The following is a 15,893-nucleotide window of genomic DNA, read 5'->3' as shown; positions in this document are numbered from 1 at the left end:
AAATACGCCGCAGCGAGCCGAACGACGCGGAGCACGCTTTCTTCTCGAGGCCTGCACAGCGTCGCTCCCTCGTGGAAGGGCTCTTTGCGACGAACCTCACCAAAGCGCGGATTGCTGTCCAGCTGACCGTTCGGGGCAGAGCTCATCACGGCCAGGCGAGCGCGAGCTCTGCCCTGCGCGCGCCTGTGCGCGCAGGGCTCACGAGGCTCACCACCTGCGACAAAAATGGAGGGAGAGGCGCACGCCCTGAAACAAAAGCCATACGGACAAGCCGGAGTTGCGCGAATGTATCTTTGCTCCGACTGCGTCGGTTGCGGCAAGCGATCAAGCGAGGAAAGTGTATGCGCGTATCTCGAATCTTCGCGGCTGTCGGCATCGTATGGCTCTCCGGCGCCTGCGGCTCGTCCGAAGGCACGGGCTCGGGAGGCGAAGGTGGCGTCGCCAACACGTCAGGGCCCTCCAGCAGCGCAGCCGCGGGCAGCTCCTCCGCCAGCGGCTCCGGAGGGGCCAACGCTGGCGGCGGCGGGATGAGCGGAACGGGCGGCGCCGGCGCGGCGGGCGGCTCTGGAGAAGGCGGCGCGGGCACAGGCGTCGGTGGTGCGGGCGCCGGCGGTGCGGGCGGCGCGGGCGGTGCGCTCGCCGGCGGCGCGGGCGCCGGCGGCACGGATGGCGTCGGCGGCGCGGGCGGTCCTGACACGGGGGTCGAGGTGCCGACCTGCGAGCCCTACGGGGCCACGTGCGCGCGCTCCGGAGATTGCTGTTCCGGCATCTGCGACAGCGCGACGAGCACCTGCGCCTCGCCGCTCAGCGTCTGCCTCGGGACCGGCGCCGCTTGCGAGGGATCCTCGGAGTGCTGTACCCTCAACTGCGCTTCGGGCAGGTGCAGCGCGACCGCCTGCCTCCCCGATGGATCCGACTGCACGGCAGGCGGCGCCGCGTGCTGCAGTGGCATGTGCGTCGGCGGGACGTGCAGCGACGTCAACGGCGCCACCGCATGCCAGACGGGCGGCAACCCGTGCACCGAGGACAGCCAGTGTTGCTCCAAGCTCTGCGGGCGAGACAACCGCTGTGTCCTCTACTCCTCGTTCTGTGTGCAGCGCAACGACGTCTGCAAGGGCGACAGCGACTGCTGTACCGGCGTGTGCGTGAAGCGGAACACAGCCGACCCCGCGGGCTACTGCGGCGCGGAGCCGTCGACGGCGAGCCGCTGCAGCAGCGGCGGCATCGACGGCGCGGTCTGCGACAGCTGCGGCTTCTGCTGCAGCCGCGTCTGCGCGCCGTACGGCCCCACCGGGATCGCTGTCTGCCAGCCGCCGAGCGGCTGCCGCGTGAACGGCGCCCTGTGCCGGCGCAACGAGGACTGCTGCGGCGGCGATCCCACGGCCGATCTGCCCGGCGCAGGCAATGTCGTCTGCGACAAGTCGGGGGATCCGGACGGGGAGATCGGCCGCTGCCGCAACCCGAACGGCTGCACGCCCCAGGGGGGCGTCTGTCACTTCAAGGACAGCTATTGTGCGGATACGTCCACCAGCGCTCCCAACAACTGCTGCAGCTACCTGGGCCACGCCAGCAACTGCCGCCTCGACGCCCTCGGCGTGCCTCGGTGCAACGCGCTCACGGCCTGCCGCCAGGCAGGCGAGGACTGCGCCTCCGCCGACGACTGCTGCGACGGCGCTCCCTGCGTTCGGAATAGCGAAACTGGCAAGCTCCAGTGTTACGACACGCCCGGGGGGACGACGCCCCGCTGTGTCACGGCGGGCGGACCCTGCACGAACAACGGCGACTGCTGCGTCGGAACGACGTGCGAGTACGAGCCGGGCTCCCTTTCAGGCACGTGCACGACGGACTCCCCGTCAGGCGCGACCGGGAGCTCGGGCGCGACCGGGAGCTCGAGCGCGACCGGCGGAGCGGGCGGCGCCGGCGGCGGCGGTGGCTCGGACGGTGCGGGCGGCACCCCGCCGCGATGCGCCGAGTACGGGCAGCTCTGCGGCGCGACGTCCGACTGCTGCAACGCCGGAACCGTGCAGTGTTACAACGGCATCTGCCGCATTCCTCCGGGCTGACGCCGCGTGCGGGCGCGTTGACTCGCGTCGATTCACTCGTGTCGAGGAGAATGGATATGACCGGCAAGAACCGCGGGATCTACGCCCGCTCCTTGTTCCTGACATCGCTCTGGTGCCTGGGCTGGGCGCTCGCGTCGGGATGTTCGGTATCGGACGGCGGAACGGGTAGGGGCGGCGGCGGTCCCGGAAACGGCGGCTCCGGCGGAACGGACTCCGGGGGAACGGGCGGGGAGCCCTCCCTCGGAGGCGGCTTCATCGCGTCCGGGCCGGGCGCCAGCTCGGGCGGGGGGGAGGGCGGCGGCGACTGCGGCGGCCAGCAGGTCGAAGCTCAGCCGCGGCAGGCTCACCTCGTGATCGTGCTCGATCGCTCCGACAGCATGACCAAAGCGTGGGAAGCGAGCGACCGCTGGACGATGATGAAGGGCGCCCTCGGCACCGCGCTCGACGTGATCCAGGACAGGATGTCCGTCGGGCTTCAGCTCTTTCCCTCCGACGACCACTGCGGCATGGAGGCGGGGGAGGACCTGAGCGTGGCCGTGGCGCCGGGCGAGACATCGGTCCCCGCCATCAAGACCCTCCTGGATGCCACCGACCCCGGCGGCGCGACGCCGACCGCGGACGCCCTCGCGCGCGCCCTCGGGTACCTCACCGTGGGAGCCGGCGGCGCCCTCGAAGGTGACAAGTACGTCCTCCTGGCGACCGACGGCGGTCCCAACTGCAACCAGGATCCGGCCATGACCTGCGAGGCCGCGACCTGCACCACGAACATGGATGGGGACTGCCCTTCGGGCGTGCCGAACTGCTGCGTCGCGGGCCTGACGGACGTGTGCCTGGACGACGCGCGCACGGTGCAGCGGGTGAAGGACCTGCGCGCGGCCGGTATCAAGACCTTCGTCGTCGGCATCCCCGGCGCGACGGCCTATGCCGCCGTGCTGGACCAGCTCGCCGTCGAGGGCGACACGGCCACGTCGGAGACCTCGCCCCGTTATTTCGAGGTGGTGGACGCGGCGAGCCTCGGCGATACGCTGACCAGCATCACGAGGGATCTCGTGAGGACCTGCGAGCTGTCGCTGGAGGCCGAGCCGCCGGACCGCGCGAAGGTGAACGTCTTCATCGACGACGAGGTGCTGCCGAGGCCGGGCGACGACGGCTGGGATTACGACGATTCGACGACGCCGCCCACCCTCGTGATCAAGGGCGCCACGTGCGAGCACGTGAAGTCCATGGGAGCGGAGAGCGTCCGTGTCGAGTTCGGCTGTCCCACCGTCGAGGTGCCGCAGTGACCTGCGCCCGTGACGCGCCCTCCCGGCGCGCCGCGTGATCGATCCCCCGTCCAGCCCTCCGAGGGCCAGCCCACATCGCATGGAGCGCCGCGCCAGCGCCGCACTGCCGCGCTCGGCGAGGGGGCGCGAACGCCAGACTCCGTCCAAGTTGGATATCTAGCGCACAAATGCTGAAAAATATCACCGTGGACGAATCAATGTTCCGATTTCGGTGGTGACTCGGGGGCAGCGATCTAGACATAATCCGCCCATGGTGCGCTTGTGCGAGAACACCGTCCGTCCTGCCTGCTCGATGCGAGCAGCAGCGCCGGCGGGCCCGCCCGGCGCCCCGGCGAGGTGAGATGCTCTCCGCGACGTGTTTCGTGAGCCAGCCGATCTATGTCGACTCGAGCATCGAGGTGTTCGAAGGAACCTGGGGTGACGAGCGCAAGCCTGCTGTCTTCAAGGTCCTGAAGAGCGAGTTCCCGAGCGCGCGTGAGCTCGCGGCGCTCCGGCACGAGTACAACGTGCTCTGCGCGCTCGACGTCGAGGGCGTCGTCAAGGCCTACGGGCTCGAGAAGCACAGGAACGGCCTCGCGCTCGTGCTCGAGAGGCCGAGCAGGACGACGCTCCACGACCTCCTGCGCGCCGGCCGGCTGGAGCTCAAGGCGGCGTTGACGATCGCCCGCTCTGCGGCCCGGGTCCTCGACGAGTTCCACCGCCGCAAGGTGATTCACAAGGACATCAAGCCGCACAACCTCCTCGTCGACCCGGACACGCTCGAGGTCCACTTCGTCGGCTTCGGCATCGCGACGCTCCTCCCGCACGAGACGCAGCAGGCGATAAGCCCCGAGGCGCTCGAGGGGACGCTCGCGTACATGTCGCCGGAGCAGACCGGCCGGATGAACCGCGTGATCGACCGCCGCACCGACCTCTACTCGTTCGGCGTGACCCTCTATCAGATGCTCACCGGCGTCCTGCCGTTCACCGGCAGCGACCCGCTGGATCTCATCCATGGCCACATCGCGCGGACGCCGGTGCCGCCGCCCGAGCAGGTCCCGGGCGTGCCCGACGCGGTGTCCCGGATCGTGATGAAGCTCCTCGAGAAGAACGCGGAGGACCGGTACCAGAGCGCCTTCGGGCTCTTCGCCGACCTCGACGCGTGCCTCCGCCAGCTCTCGACGTCCGGCGCCGTGGCGCCCTTCGCGCTCGGCCTGCGCGACATCCCGGATACGCTGCGCATCCCGCAGAAGCTCTATGGCCGCGCCGAGGAGGAGCGCGCGCTGCTCGCCGCCTTCGAGCGCGCCGCCGGCGGGGAGGGCGAGCTCCTGCTCGTGTCGGGGTACGCGGGCATGGGCAAGTCGGCCCTTGTGAACGAGATGCACAGGGCCATCGCCCAGCGAGGTGGCTACTTCACCGCGGGCAAGTTCGAGCAGCTGAACCGCGGGGCGCCGTACGCCTCGCTCGCGCGCGCCTTCCGGGAGCTCCTCCGGCACATCCTCACCGAGCGACCGGAGCAGCTCGCGCGCTGGAGCACGGCGCTCGGCCGCGCGCTCGGGAGCAGCGGCCAGCTCCTCGTCGACCTCATCCCGGAGCTCGAGTGGATCGTCGGCCAGCAGCCCCCGGTCCAGCAGCTCCCGCCGGCGGAGGCGCAGGGCCGCTTTCACGCGATCTTCAAGGCGTTCGTCCGCGTCTTCGCGACCGCCGAGCACCCCCTCGTCCTCTTCCTGGACGATCTGCAATGGGCCGATCCGGCCTCGCTCAAGCTGCTCCAGGTCCTGGCCGCCGATCCGGAGCGCGGCCACCTGCTCCTCCTCGGCGCCTTCCGCGACAACGAGGTCTACGCGGCTCACCCGCTCCGCGTCGCGCTCGGCGAGATCGAGAAGGCAGGCGCGCCGCTCCGCGAGCTCAAGCTGAGCCCGCTCGCCCTCGCCGACGTGATCGCGCTGCTCTCGGACGCGCTCTCCGCGGCCCGCGCCGACGTCGAGCCGCTCGCCCGCGTCGTGTTCGATCGGACCCAGAGCAACCCGTTCTTCGTGCGGCAGTTCCTGGGCTCGCTCCACACGGAGGGCCTGCTCCGCTTCGAGAAGGGCGCCTGGACATGGGAACTCGACGGCATCCGGCGGCGCACGGTCACCGACAACGTCGTCGACTTCATGGCGCGCAAGATCGGGGAGCTCGAGCCCGAGCTCGTGCGCGTCCTCCGCCTCGCGGCCTGCATCGGGCACGAGTTCGACCTGCGCACGCTCGCGGTCATCAGCGAGCGGCCTGCGCACGAGACCGTGGCCGCGCTGTGGAAGATCCTGCAAGAGGGCCTGATCGCGCCCGTGGACACCGACTACCGCCTCGCGCACGCGACCGACGACGAGGCGCAGACCGGCGTCGACTGGCGCGTCAACTACCGCTTCCTGCACGATCGCGTCCAGCAGGCGGCGTACTCGCTCATCAGCGAGGATCACAAGCGGGAGGTCCACCTCCGCATCGGGCGGCTCATGCTCGCCAGCTGCGAGGGCGCGGCTCGGGACGAGGCGCTCTTCGACATCGTCAACCACTTCAACATCGCGGCGCCCATCGTGAGCTCGCCCGCGGAGCAGGCCACGGCCGCCGAGCTCAACCTCGCCGCCGGCAGGAGGGCCAAGGCCGCCACCGCCTACGAGGCGGCGGCCGGCTATCTCCGCGCGGGCATGGGGTTTCTGCCCCACGGCGGCTTCGACGACCATCACGAGCTCGCCCTCGCGCTCCACAGGGAGCGCGCCGAGGTCGAGTCGCTGTGCGGCGCCTTCGAGGAGGCCGAGCGGCTCTGCGCCGCGGCGCTCGCGCGCGCCCGGACGGCCATGGACAAGGTCTCCGTCCTCCTCGTGCAGGCGAACCAGTACCTGCTCCAGTGGCGCAATCACGAGGCGACCCTCGTCCAGAAGGCCGGCCTCCGGCTCCTCGGCTGTCCGATCCCCGAGGCCCGGGAGGAGGTCGCCGCGCTCCTCGAGCGGGAGCTCGAGGCGGTGCCCGTCCTCCTCGGCGCGCGCAGCATCGAGGAGCTCGCCCACGCCCCGAGGACGACGAACCCCGAGCACCCCGTGACGCTGGAGCTGCTCGTGAACCTGTTCTTCGGGGCCTACAACTCGAGCGACCAGACGCTCGCGAACCTCGCCATCGTGAAGATGGTGACGCTCTCGCTGCAGCACGGAAACAGCGATATGTCCGCGTTCGGATACGTCGCGTACGGCATGGTGGTGGGCCCGCTGCTCGGCGAGTACGAGACGGCCTATCGGTTCGGCAAGATGGCCGTCGAGCTCGCAGACCAGCTCGACAACCTCGTGCTCCGGGCGAAGACCTACCACATCTTCTCCGCGGACGTGCACAGCTGGACGCAGCCGCTGCGGAGGGCAGATCCCTATTACGACCGGGTCTACGACCTCGGGCTCCAGGCCGGCGACTGGACGGCCATGGGGTACATGATCAGCCAGAGCGGCTCGGACCGGCTCACCTACGGGATGAACCTCGCAGAGCTCTCGCAGCTCACCGAGACGCACCTCGCGTTCCTGCGGCGCGCCCGCAGCCACGACATCATCGATATCCTCCTCGCGGGCGTGATCCAGCCCCTCCGGTGCCTGCAAGGGCTGACGAGGAGCCGGCTCAGCTTCGACGACGACGGGTTCGACGAGGCGGCCTACACGGCGAAGCACGGCGGCTCGCCCTACCACATGGGGTGGCTGTACTACGCCAAGATCCGGAATGCCTACCTGTTCGGCGACAGGGCGAGCTTTGCCGATCTGATGCCGAAGCTCGCCGTGATCGAGGGCGCCTTGCCGACGCACGCCAAGGTGCCCGAGGCGACGTTCTACGCGGCCCTCATGCGGATCGCCGCGTGGGAAAGCGCCGAGGGCGCGGAGCGGCGGGAGCACGAGGAGCACCTGCTGCGGCTCCTCGGGCGGATGAAGCGCTGGGCCGACGCCGGGCCGGACAACGTGCTCCACAAGCACCTGCTGCTGCTCGCCGAGCAGGCCCGCGTCGAGGGGCGGAGGGCCGAGGCGATGGACCTCTACGAGCGGGGCATCGAGGCGGCGCGGCAGGCCGACTACATCAACAACCAGGCGCTCGGCAACGAGCTTTACGGCAGGTTCTGGCTCGCCCAGGGCAGGGTCGAGTTCGCGCACATCTTCCTGCGAAGGGCGGTTTACCTGTACGAGCGCTGGGGGGCGACCGAGAAGGCCAAGGCGCTGCGCGAGGAGCTCGCGCCGGCCGACCCCTCGGCCCTGGGCCAGCCTCTGCCGCTCTCGCCGACCGGCACCGCGCTCCAGGGCCTCGTCGCGGGGGAGAGCTTCGATCTCGCCACGGTCCTCAGCACCGCGCAGGCCATCTCGAGCGCGATCGTGCTCGACAAGGTGATCGAGCAGGTCTTGCGCAGCGTGATCAAGAGCGCCGGGGCGAGCCGGGGGTTCCTCATCCTCGCGCGCGGCGAGGTGCTGACGGTCGAGGCGATGATCGCGGTCGGCCCCGATACGGTGAGCCTTGGCCTCTCGATGCCCCTGGAGGCGCGCCTCGATCTGGCCCGCTCGGTCGTGCATTACGTGACGCGCTCGCGCGAGGCGCTCGTGATCGGCCGCGCGGAGGACGACCCGCGCCTCGCCGGCGATCCGCACGTGAGCGCGCGCCGGCCGAAATCGATCCTGGGCTTGCCGCTCCTGCACCAGGGCCGGCTGAGCGGGGTGCTGTACCTGGAGAACCACCTCGCGGAGCACGCGTTCACCGCCGATCGCATCGAGCTCTTGCGGCTCCTGTCCTCGCAGGCGGCGGTGGCGGTCGAGAACGCGCTGCTCTACGCGGACCTCACGGCCGTGAGCGCGGAGCTCCGGGAGGCCAACGAGCGGCTGGAGCAGGAGGTGAAGGAGCGGACGGAGGAGCTCTCTCTGGCCAACGTGCGCCTCTCCGCGCAGAGCGCCGAGCTCCGGGACGCCAACCTGCGCCTGTTGCACGAGCTCGGCGAGCGCGAGCGCGCCGAGGCGGCCCGGGCCGAGCTCCAAGAGGAGGTGATCCGGTTCCAGCGGGCGAAGATCTCCGAGCTGTCGACCCCGCTCGTACCGATCACGAGCGACGTCATGGTCATGCCGCTCATCGGCACGCTGGACGAGGAGCGCGCGCACGACGTGCTCACGACCTTGCTCGACGGCGCGACGAGGAGCGGCACCCGCACCGTCATCATCGACGTCACGGGGATCAAGGGGGTCGATCAACGCGTCGCGAACGCCCTGCTCAACGCCGCGAACGCCCTCCGGCTGCTCGGGGTCCAGGCGGTGCTGACGGGCATCCGCGGCGAGGTCGCGCAGGCGCTCCTCCGGCTCGACATCGACATGTCGCGCATCGTGATCCGCGGGACGCTGCAGAGCGGGATCGCCTACGCCGTCGGCCGATCGGGCGGCATGAGCGCGCCGAGCACGCGGCGCTAGGGGCGCGGCAGGCGCGGTAGGAATGTCCGCGTCGAATCGTGTAGACACGTCTGGAGCGGATCGCGCATCATGAGCTGGCCAGTTGGCTGGGGGTGCCTGCTCCGTCGTGCGCCGTGCGTCGGCACGAGGCGCCCAGATCCGCCGCGCGAGGCGGCTCTTGTCGGGTGGAGGGGAGAGCGCATGTCGAACAGCATCGGTCGGTTCATCGTCGGGGTCTGCGTGGCGGCGGGGCTCGCGGCCCTGGGCTGCGACAACGGCGGCGCGCCGGCGGCGGACGCGTCGGCGGCGGGGGGCAAGCCGAAGCTCGCCTACATCACGAACGGCGTCGCCCCCTTCTGGACCATCGCCGAGAAGGGCGTCATCGACGGCGCGAAGGAGTACGACGCCGAGGTGAGCGTCGTGATGCCGAGCGACGTGAACGACCAGATGCATCGGGTCGAGGATCTCCTGATCCGCGGCGTCGACGGCATCGCGATCAGCCCGATCGACGCGGAGAACCAGGTCCCGCTGCTCAACAAGGCGGCCGCGAAGACAAAGCTCATCACGCAGGACTCGGACGCTCCGAAGAGCGAGCGCATCGTGTACATCGGCATCGACAACTACGTCGCTGGCCGGATGGCGGGGCAGCTCGTGAAGGAGGCGATCCCCGGCGGCGGCAAGGTGGCCATTTTGGTCGGGCGGCTCGAGGGGGACAACGCCCGCAAGCGCCGCCAGGGCGTGCTCGACGAGCTGCTCGATCGCCCGGACAGCAGCGCCGGGAGCGACCCGCTCAACCAGGAGATCAAGGGGGCGAAATACACAATCGTCGCGACCCTGACCGACCAGATCGACGCAGCCAAGGCGAAGAGCAACGCCGAAGACATGATGTCGGCGCACCCGGACCTCGTGGGCCTGATCGGCCTGAACGCGTACCACACGCCGGCCCTGCTCGAGGCGGTCAAGCAGGCGGGGAAGATGAGCTCGATCAAGGTCGTCGGCTTCGACGAGCAGGACGCGACGCTGCGCGCGATCCAGGACGGCGAGGTGGTCGGCACCGTGGTGCAGAATCCGTACATGTATGGCAAGGAGTCGGTGCGCGTGCTCGCGGCGCTCGTGCGAGGGGATAACTCCGTCGTGCCTCAGGACAAGTTCATCTCCCTGCCGGCCCGTCAGATCCGCAAGAGCAACCTGGACGAGTTCTGGGCTGATCTGAAGCAGAAGGCCGCCAAGCAACAGTGAACCCGGCGTCGGGCAGCGCGGCGCCGCGCGGCGCGCGCCCCGGGCCGGCGACGCTCGACGCGCTGACGCGAATGACAGCCTCCTCGCCCGAACTGGACGCGACGCCGCTGCTCGAGGCGCGCGGCCTGACCAAGCGCTTCCCCGGCGTGCTCGCGCTCAGCGGCGTGCACCTCGCGCTCGGCCGCGGCGAGGTGCTCGGCATCGTCGGCGAGAACGGCGCCGGCAAGAGCACCCTCATGAAGATCCTCGCCGGCGTCGAGGCGCCCGACGCCGGCGAGATGGTCTTCGACGGGCGGCCCGTCGCGCTCGGCTCCGTCAGGGAGGCGCTCTCCCGCGGGATCGCGCTCATCCACCAGGAGCTCAACCTGGCGGACAACCTCGATGTCGCAGCCAACATCTATCTCGGCCGGGAGCCGCGGCGGGGCGGCTTCATCGACGAGGGCAGGATGGAGCGGGAGGCGCGGGCGATCATGGCGCGGGTCGGCCTCGCGTGCTCGCCGCGCGCGGTCGTCGGCGGCCTGTCGCTCGGGCAGCGGCACCTCGTCGAGATCGCGAAGGCGCTCTCCGCGAACGCGCGGGTGCTCATCATGGATGAGCCCACGTCGTGCCTGTGCCCGCACGAGGCCGAGGCGCTCTTCCAGGTGGTGAGGGAGCTCCGCGCGGGCGGGATCAGCGTCGTGTACATCTCTCACCGCCTCGGCGAGGTGAGGGCGCTCTGCGATCGCGTGCTCGTGCTGCGCGACGGCGAGAACGCGGGAGAGCTCTCGCGCGGCGAGGAGATGAGCCACGATCGCATCGTGAGATTGATGGTGGGCCGCGATCTCTCGCAGTTCTATCCGCACGTCCCGAACCCGCCCGGCGAGCCGGTGCTCGAGGTCTCCGGCCTCCGGACGCCGAGGCACCCCGAGCGCGCGCTCTCCTTCACGGTGCGCGCCGGGGAGATCGTCGGCGTGGCGGGGCTCCTCGGCGCGGGGCGCACGTCGCTGCTCCGGACGCTGTTCGGCGTCACGCCGGCGGCCGGGGGCGCCGTCCGCGTGGCCGGGCGGGCGATCATGCCGCGCGCCCCGCGAGACGCCATCGCCGCCGGGATAGGCCTGGTCCCGGAGGACCGCCAGCAACAGGGCATCATCCTGGAGATGGCGATCCGGGCGAACGTGAGCCTGCCGAGCCTCGGCAGGGCGCAGCGCTACGGCGTCCTCGACCGCGCGGGCGAGCGCCGGATGTCGGCGCAGATGATCCGGGAGCTCGGCGTGCGGACGCCGAGCGACGTGCAGCCGGTGCAGCACCTGTCCGGCGGCAATCAGCAGAAGGTCGTCATCGCAAAGTGGCTGTCGATGTCGCCGCGCGTGCTCCTCCTGGACGAACCGACCCGCGGCATTGACGTCGGCGCCAAGCACGAGATATACCAGCTGATGGAGCGATTGGCAGCGAGCGGCATGGCCACCCTGTTCGTCTCCAGCGACATGGAAGAGGTGATGGGCATGTCCGACCGTGCGCTGGTGATGCACGAGGGGCGCATCGCCGGCGAGCTCGGCCGCGCCGAGCTGAGCGAGGAGGCGATCATGCAGCTCGCGACCGGCAGCGACGCCGCGGCGTGACGCGGCGTGACGCGGCGTGGCCACTAACCATCGAGGCCAGAGAGCATGTCTGTGACGACGACACAGGATCTCCGGGCGCGCGGCGCCGCGCCGGTCGCGCCGGCCGCGCCGCTCGCGCACGGCACGCGGCGGAAGGTGCTCGGCGTCTTCTGGCTCCTCCTCGCGGTGTCGCTCGGCACCGCGCTCATGAACGGGAGGTTCCTCCTCGCGGAGAACCTCGAGAACCTGATCCGGAGGACGGCGCTGTTCGGCATCCTCAGCATCGGGGCGGGCTTCGTGATCATCACGGGCGGTATCGACCTGTCGATCGGCTCGGTCGTGGCGCTCGCCGGCTGCATGCTGCCGTGGCTCCTCTCGGTGCAGCACTGGCCGCCCGCGCTGGCGGTGCCCGTGCTGCTCGCCATCTCCCTCTGCATCGGGCTCGCGCACGGGCTGCTCATCACGAAGCTCCGGCTCCAGCCGTTCGTCGTGACGCTCTGCGGGCTCTTGCTCTACCGGGGCACCGCGCGCGGGATCTCCGGCGATCAGACGCAGGGGTTCGGCGTCGGGTTCGAGTCGCTGCGCTACCTGTCGGTCGGCAGCCCGCTCTCGATCCCCGTGCCGTTCCTGTCGTGGATCTCCGAGGGGCACTTCAGCCCCTACGCGGTGCACCCGTTCACCGGCGTGAAGACGCGGCTCGATCTGATCACGTGGCTCGACATCCCGATGCCGTTCCTCTTGTTCCTCGCGATCGCGGTGGCGGCGTCGATATTCCTGAACCGCACCGTCTATGGCCGCTATCTGATGGCGCTGGGCCGCAACGAGCAGGCGGCCCGCTACAGCGGGGTCGATACCGACAGGATGACGATCCTCGCGTATGTCCTCTGCTCGGTGCTCGCCTGCTTCGGGGGAATGCTGTTCGCGCTCGAGGTCAACTCGGCCCAGCCGGTCGATTTCGGCAATTTCTACGAGCTCTACGCGATCGCCGCGGCCGTGCTGGGCGGCTTCAGCCTGCGCGGCGGCGAGGGCGCGGTGCTGGGCGTCATCCTGGGCACCGCGCTGATGCAGGTGCTGCGCAACGCCATCAACATGCTGGGCGTCCCGACCCAGATCGAGTTCGCTGTCATCGGCGCCGTCATCCTGACCGGCGTCATCGCGGACGAGCTGGTCAGGCGCTACGCGGCGGCGCGGCGCAAGGTGGTTGGCTCGTAAGGTCGTGAGCTCGCGGCGCCGAGGTCGACGCCGCGCTCCGTCGAGCCCGCGATGGGCGCGGCGTCGTTTGCGTCGATCGCCGACCCGCGGATGATGGTCTCGGTGCTCGTGGATCCGCGCCGACACGGCGCGTGAAGCGCAGCGTCGCTGTCCTCGCCAGGAGCTCGGCATCGCGGCGCGCGAGCGCGCGCAAGCGCGCGAAGATCGCGTGCTACGCTACAGCATTGCTGGCGTCCCACGCGGAGCCGGAGCGAAGCGAGCGCAGGGGGCCCGGGCCGCGATCCGCAAGCACCACGTAAAAATATCAACCAAGTCGCTGACTTACGGTAGCCGTGGAGCGGTCTTCACGCGACGGCCACCCGATGGAAAGGGAGTGGCGTGATGCTGGAGCGCATTTCTTGTGGCACTACAATTCTTTACCTGACGCTCGGGCTCGCGGGCTGCGCGCTCGAACCAGATGCAGAGGAGGCGACGGCCGGGGAGTCCGCTGTTCCGTTCGGCACTGCCGGCAGGGCCCCGCCAAAGGGGGAGGCCCTGAAGGCCATCGGCGCTGGCATTGCCGCCAAGGGGGGCGGGGTACCCTCTGTGTGGGGACCTGCTGAGAAGTCGTTCCTCGGCACCTCGACGACCGCGGCCTCGAGGGTCTACTTCACCGGACATCGCGGCATCGTGTCCGAGGTGTTCTATCCGGTGCTCGACACCGTGAACACCGTCGATCTGCAGTTCCTGGTGGGGGACACGGCAAAGACGTTCGTCGACGAGGAGAAGCAGCAGAGCTTCTCCGTGACCCAGCCGGACAAGCGGTCCATGCGCTGGCAGGCGACGACAACGAACAGCGCCCACAACTGGCGGATCACCAAGACGATCTTCACCGATCCGGGGCGCAACGCGCTGATCCAGCGCGTCCAGTTCGACGCCCTGGGCGGCAGGAACGTCACCCAGTTCGACCTCTACCTGCTCCACAACCCGGCGATGGACAACTCCGGGGCCGGCGACACGTCGAGGACCGTGGCGGCAGGGGGGCGCACGCTGCTCGTCGCCTCGGAGAACAGCCGCGCCTCGGCGCTCGCCGCGTCGCGCCCGTGGAAGGTGGTGAGCGGCGCGCCGATGGTGTCGAGCGGCTTCGTCGGCGAGTCGGACGGCTGGACAGACCTCCTCGGCGGGAACGTCGACAGGACCATGACCTGGCGAAACGACCTGGCGAGCGGCGGCAACGTGGCGCAGATGGGCTGGATCGACCTCGGCACCAGCGCCGTCACCAGCGTGTCGTTCGACGTCGTGCTCGGCTTCGGCGCGACCGAGACCGAGGCGGCCTCCACCGCGAACGCGACGCTCGGCAGCAGCCTGAGCACCCTGCAAACCACCTACGACAACGGGTGGAAGACCTACGCCGCCGGGCTCAGCAGCCAGAGCGCCACCGCCGACGACCAGTATTACCTCGCGGCGATGTCGCTCAAGGCGATCCAGGACAAGTCGAACGGCGCCATGATCGCGGGCATGGGCACGCCCTGGGGCGAGACCAACGGCGACGGCAACAACGGCGGCTATCACCTGGTCTGGGCGCGCGATCTGTTCAAGTTCGCCAGCGCGCTCGTGACGGCCGGCGACACCGCGACCGGGGCCTCGGTGGTCAACTACCTGTTCAACACCCTGCAGCAGTCGAGCGACTGCGGCGCCGCCGAGTACGACGCGCCGAGCTGCCCGCAGGGCTACAGCCGCGTCGGCCGCTTCCCGCAGAACGCCTGGGTCAGCGGCTGGCAGTACTGGCAAGGCACGCAGATGGACGAGCAGGCGATGCCGATCATCCTCGCGTGGCGGCTCGGGCCTTCCGTCTACAACCCGCTGTGGAAGAAGATCAAGAGGACCGCCGACTACATCGTCAACACCGGCCCATGGACGCAGCAGGAGCGCTGGGAGGAGAACGCCGGGTACTCGCCGTCGACCATCGCCGCGGAGATCGCGGGCCTCGTCTGCGCCGCCACGATCGCCCGCGCGAACGGCGACACCACCAGCGCGGCGCGCTACATGGCCGCCGCCGACACCTGGCAGCAGAGCGTCGACCGCTGGACGTTCACGACCACGGGGTACCACGGTGACGGCCGGTATTACATCCGCATCAACCCCTCCGCGCGGGGCAACACCGGCAGCGGGCCGCAGGTGTACAACCCGGTGTCCGGGCCGGACGCGGCGACCACCTTCACGATCGGCAACGGCGGCGGCACGCACGATCAGCGTTACATCGTCGACGGCGGCTTCCTCGAGCTCGTGCGGATGGGGGTGAAGCGGCCGGACGATCCCTCGATCGTCGCGACGCTGCCCGAGTACGACGCCATCCTGAAGCGGACCATCGCCGGCAAGGGCGACGCCTGGTTCCGCTACAACTACGATGGATACGGCGAGAAGAACGACGGCGGCAACTTCGACGGCAACGGCGGCCGGGGCCGGCTGTGGCCCATCTTCACGGCCGAGCGCGGCATGTTCAAGATCGCCAGCACGGGTGTCGGCGCCGACGGCAGCCCCTTCCTGACCGCGGTGAAGGCGTTCTCGACGCCTCAGGGCTTCATCCCGGAGCAGGTGTGGAGCGAGACGACGGACGTCACCGGCTGGTCCGTCCAGAAGCCGGGCAACGTCTCGGCGGGCACCCCGACGCGGTCCATGAGCCCCCTGAACTGGGCCATGGGCGAGTACATCAGCCTGGTGGCGTCGATCCGTGCGGGCAGGGTCGTCGATATCCCCTCGGTGGTCTGCGGCCGCTACAACGCGTGCGCGGTGCCGCCCGCGTCCGGCGAGGCCGGCGTCGCGGTCAACGTCACCGCGACCACCGTGGTCGGCCAGACCATGTACGTCACTGGCAACACCGCGGCGCTCGGCAACTGGAACACCGATCTCGGCATCCCGGTCGATCCGCGCAGTTACCCCGTGTGGACGAACCGCGTCAACGTGCCGGCCAGCAGCGCGCTCCAGTACAAGTACTATCGCAAGAACGCCGACGGCAGCGTGACCTGGGAGAACCTCCCGGGCGGCGGTAATCGCACGATGAGCACGCCCGCGTCCGGCGGCACGCTCACGCTCAACGACACCGTGAGCTGGTAACTCGGGCGCGGCGCGCGCGGCGAG

The 15,893-nt window shown here is 70.1% G+C and carries 7 protein-coding genes; all 7 read left to right on the top strand.

Annotated elements, in window-relative coordinates:
• The first annotated feature begins 341 nt into the window (after positions 1–341).
• Complete coding sequence (locus tag WMF14_RS22685) at positions 342–2,063, top strand: hypothetical protein (protein ID WP_437803566.1); 1,722 nt, start codon at positions 342–344, stop codon at positions 2,061–2,063.
• Between the two features lie 56 nt (positions 2,064–2,119).
• Positions 2,120–3,346, top strand: a complete 1,227-nt coding sequence (locus WMF14_RS22680) for a vWA domain-containing protein (protein WP_437803564.1) — start codon at positions 2,120–2,122, stop codon at positions 3,344–3,346.
• A 362-nt stretch (positions 3,347–3,708) separates the two neighbouring features.
• Positions 3,709–8,769 (top strand): AAA family ATPase, encoded by a 5,061-nt coding sequence (locus tag WMF14_RS22675; protein ID WP_437803562.1) that lies wholly within the window; start codon positions 3,709–3,711, stop codon positions 8,767–8,769.
• Positions 8,770–8,949: 180 nt separating this feature from the next.
• Entirely contained in the window at positions 8,950–9,987 is a 1,038-nt protein-coding gene (locus tag WMF14_RS22670; protein WP_437803560.1) for a sugar-binding protein, read from the top strand.
• Between the two features lie 71 nt (positions 9,988–10,058).
• Positions 10,059–11,585: a sugar ABC transporter ATP-binding protein gene (locus WMF14_RS22665; RefSeq protein ID WP_437803559.1), complete on the top strand. Its 1,527-nt coding sequence runs from the start codon at positions 10,059–10,061 to the stop codon at positions 11,583–11,585.
• 45 nt (positions 11,586–11,630) lie between these two features.
• Complete coding sequence (locus tag WMF14_RS22660) at positions 11,631–12,776, top strand: ABC transporter permease (RefSeq protein ID WP_272099993.1); 1,146 nt, start codon at positions 11,631–11,633, stop codon at positions 12,774–12,776.
• Between the two features lie 420 nt (positions 12,777–13,196).
• Positions 13,197–15,869 carry a glycoside hydrolase family 15 protein gene (locus WMF14_RS22655; RefSeq protein ID WP_437804269.1) on the top strand — a complete coding sequence of 891 codons (2,673 nt, stop codon included), beginning with the start codon at positions 13,197–13,199 and terminating at the stop codon, positions 15,867–15,869.
• Positions 15,870–15,893: the final 24 nt, after the last annotated feature.

The sequence above is a fragment of the Sorangium sp. So ce693 genome (assembly GCF_051521375.1).
Classification (GTDB): Bacteria; Myxococcota_A; Polyangia; order Polyangiales; family Polyangiaceae; genus Sorangium; species Sorangium atrum.
The sequence above is the reverse complement of the archived record's forward strand: the minus strand, read 5'-3'. Positions and strand labels throughout refer to the sequence as shown.

Coding starts and splice junctions, on each gene's coding strand:
- WMF14_RS22685 (WP_437803566.1), top strand. CDS start 342: ATGCGCGTATCTCGAATCTTCGCGGCTGTCGGCATCGTATGGCTCTCC.
- WMF14_RS22680 (WP_437803564.1), top strand. CDS start 2,120: ATGACCGGCAAGAACCGCGGGATCTACGCCCGCTCCTTGTTCCTGACA.
- WMF14_RS22670 (WP_437803560.1), top strand. CDS start 8,950: ATGTCGAACAGCATCGGTCGGTTCATCGTCGGGGTCTGCGTGGCGGCG.
- WMF14_RS22665 (WP_437803559.1), top strand. CDS start 10,059: ATGACAGCCTCCTCGCCCGAACTGGACGCGACGCCGCTGCTCGAGGCG.
- WMF14_RS22660 (WP_272099993.1), top strand. CDS start 11,631: ATGTCTGTGACGACGACACAGGATCTCCGGGCGCGCGGCGCCGCGCCG.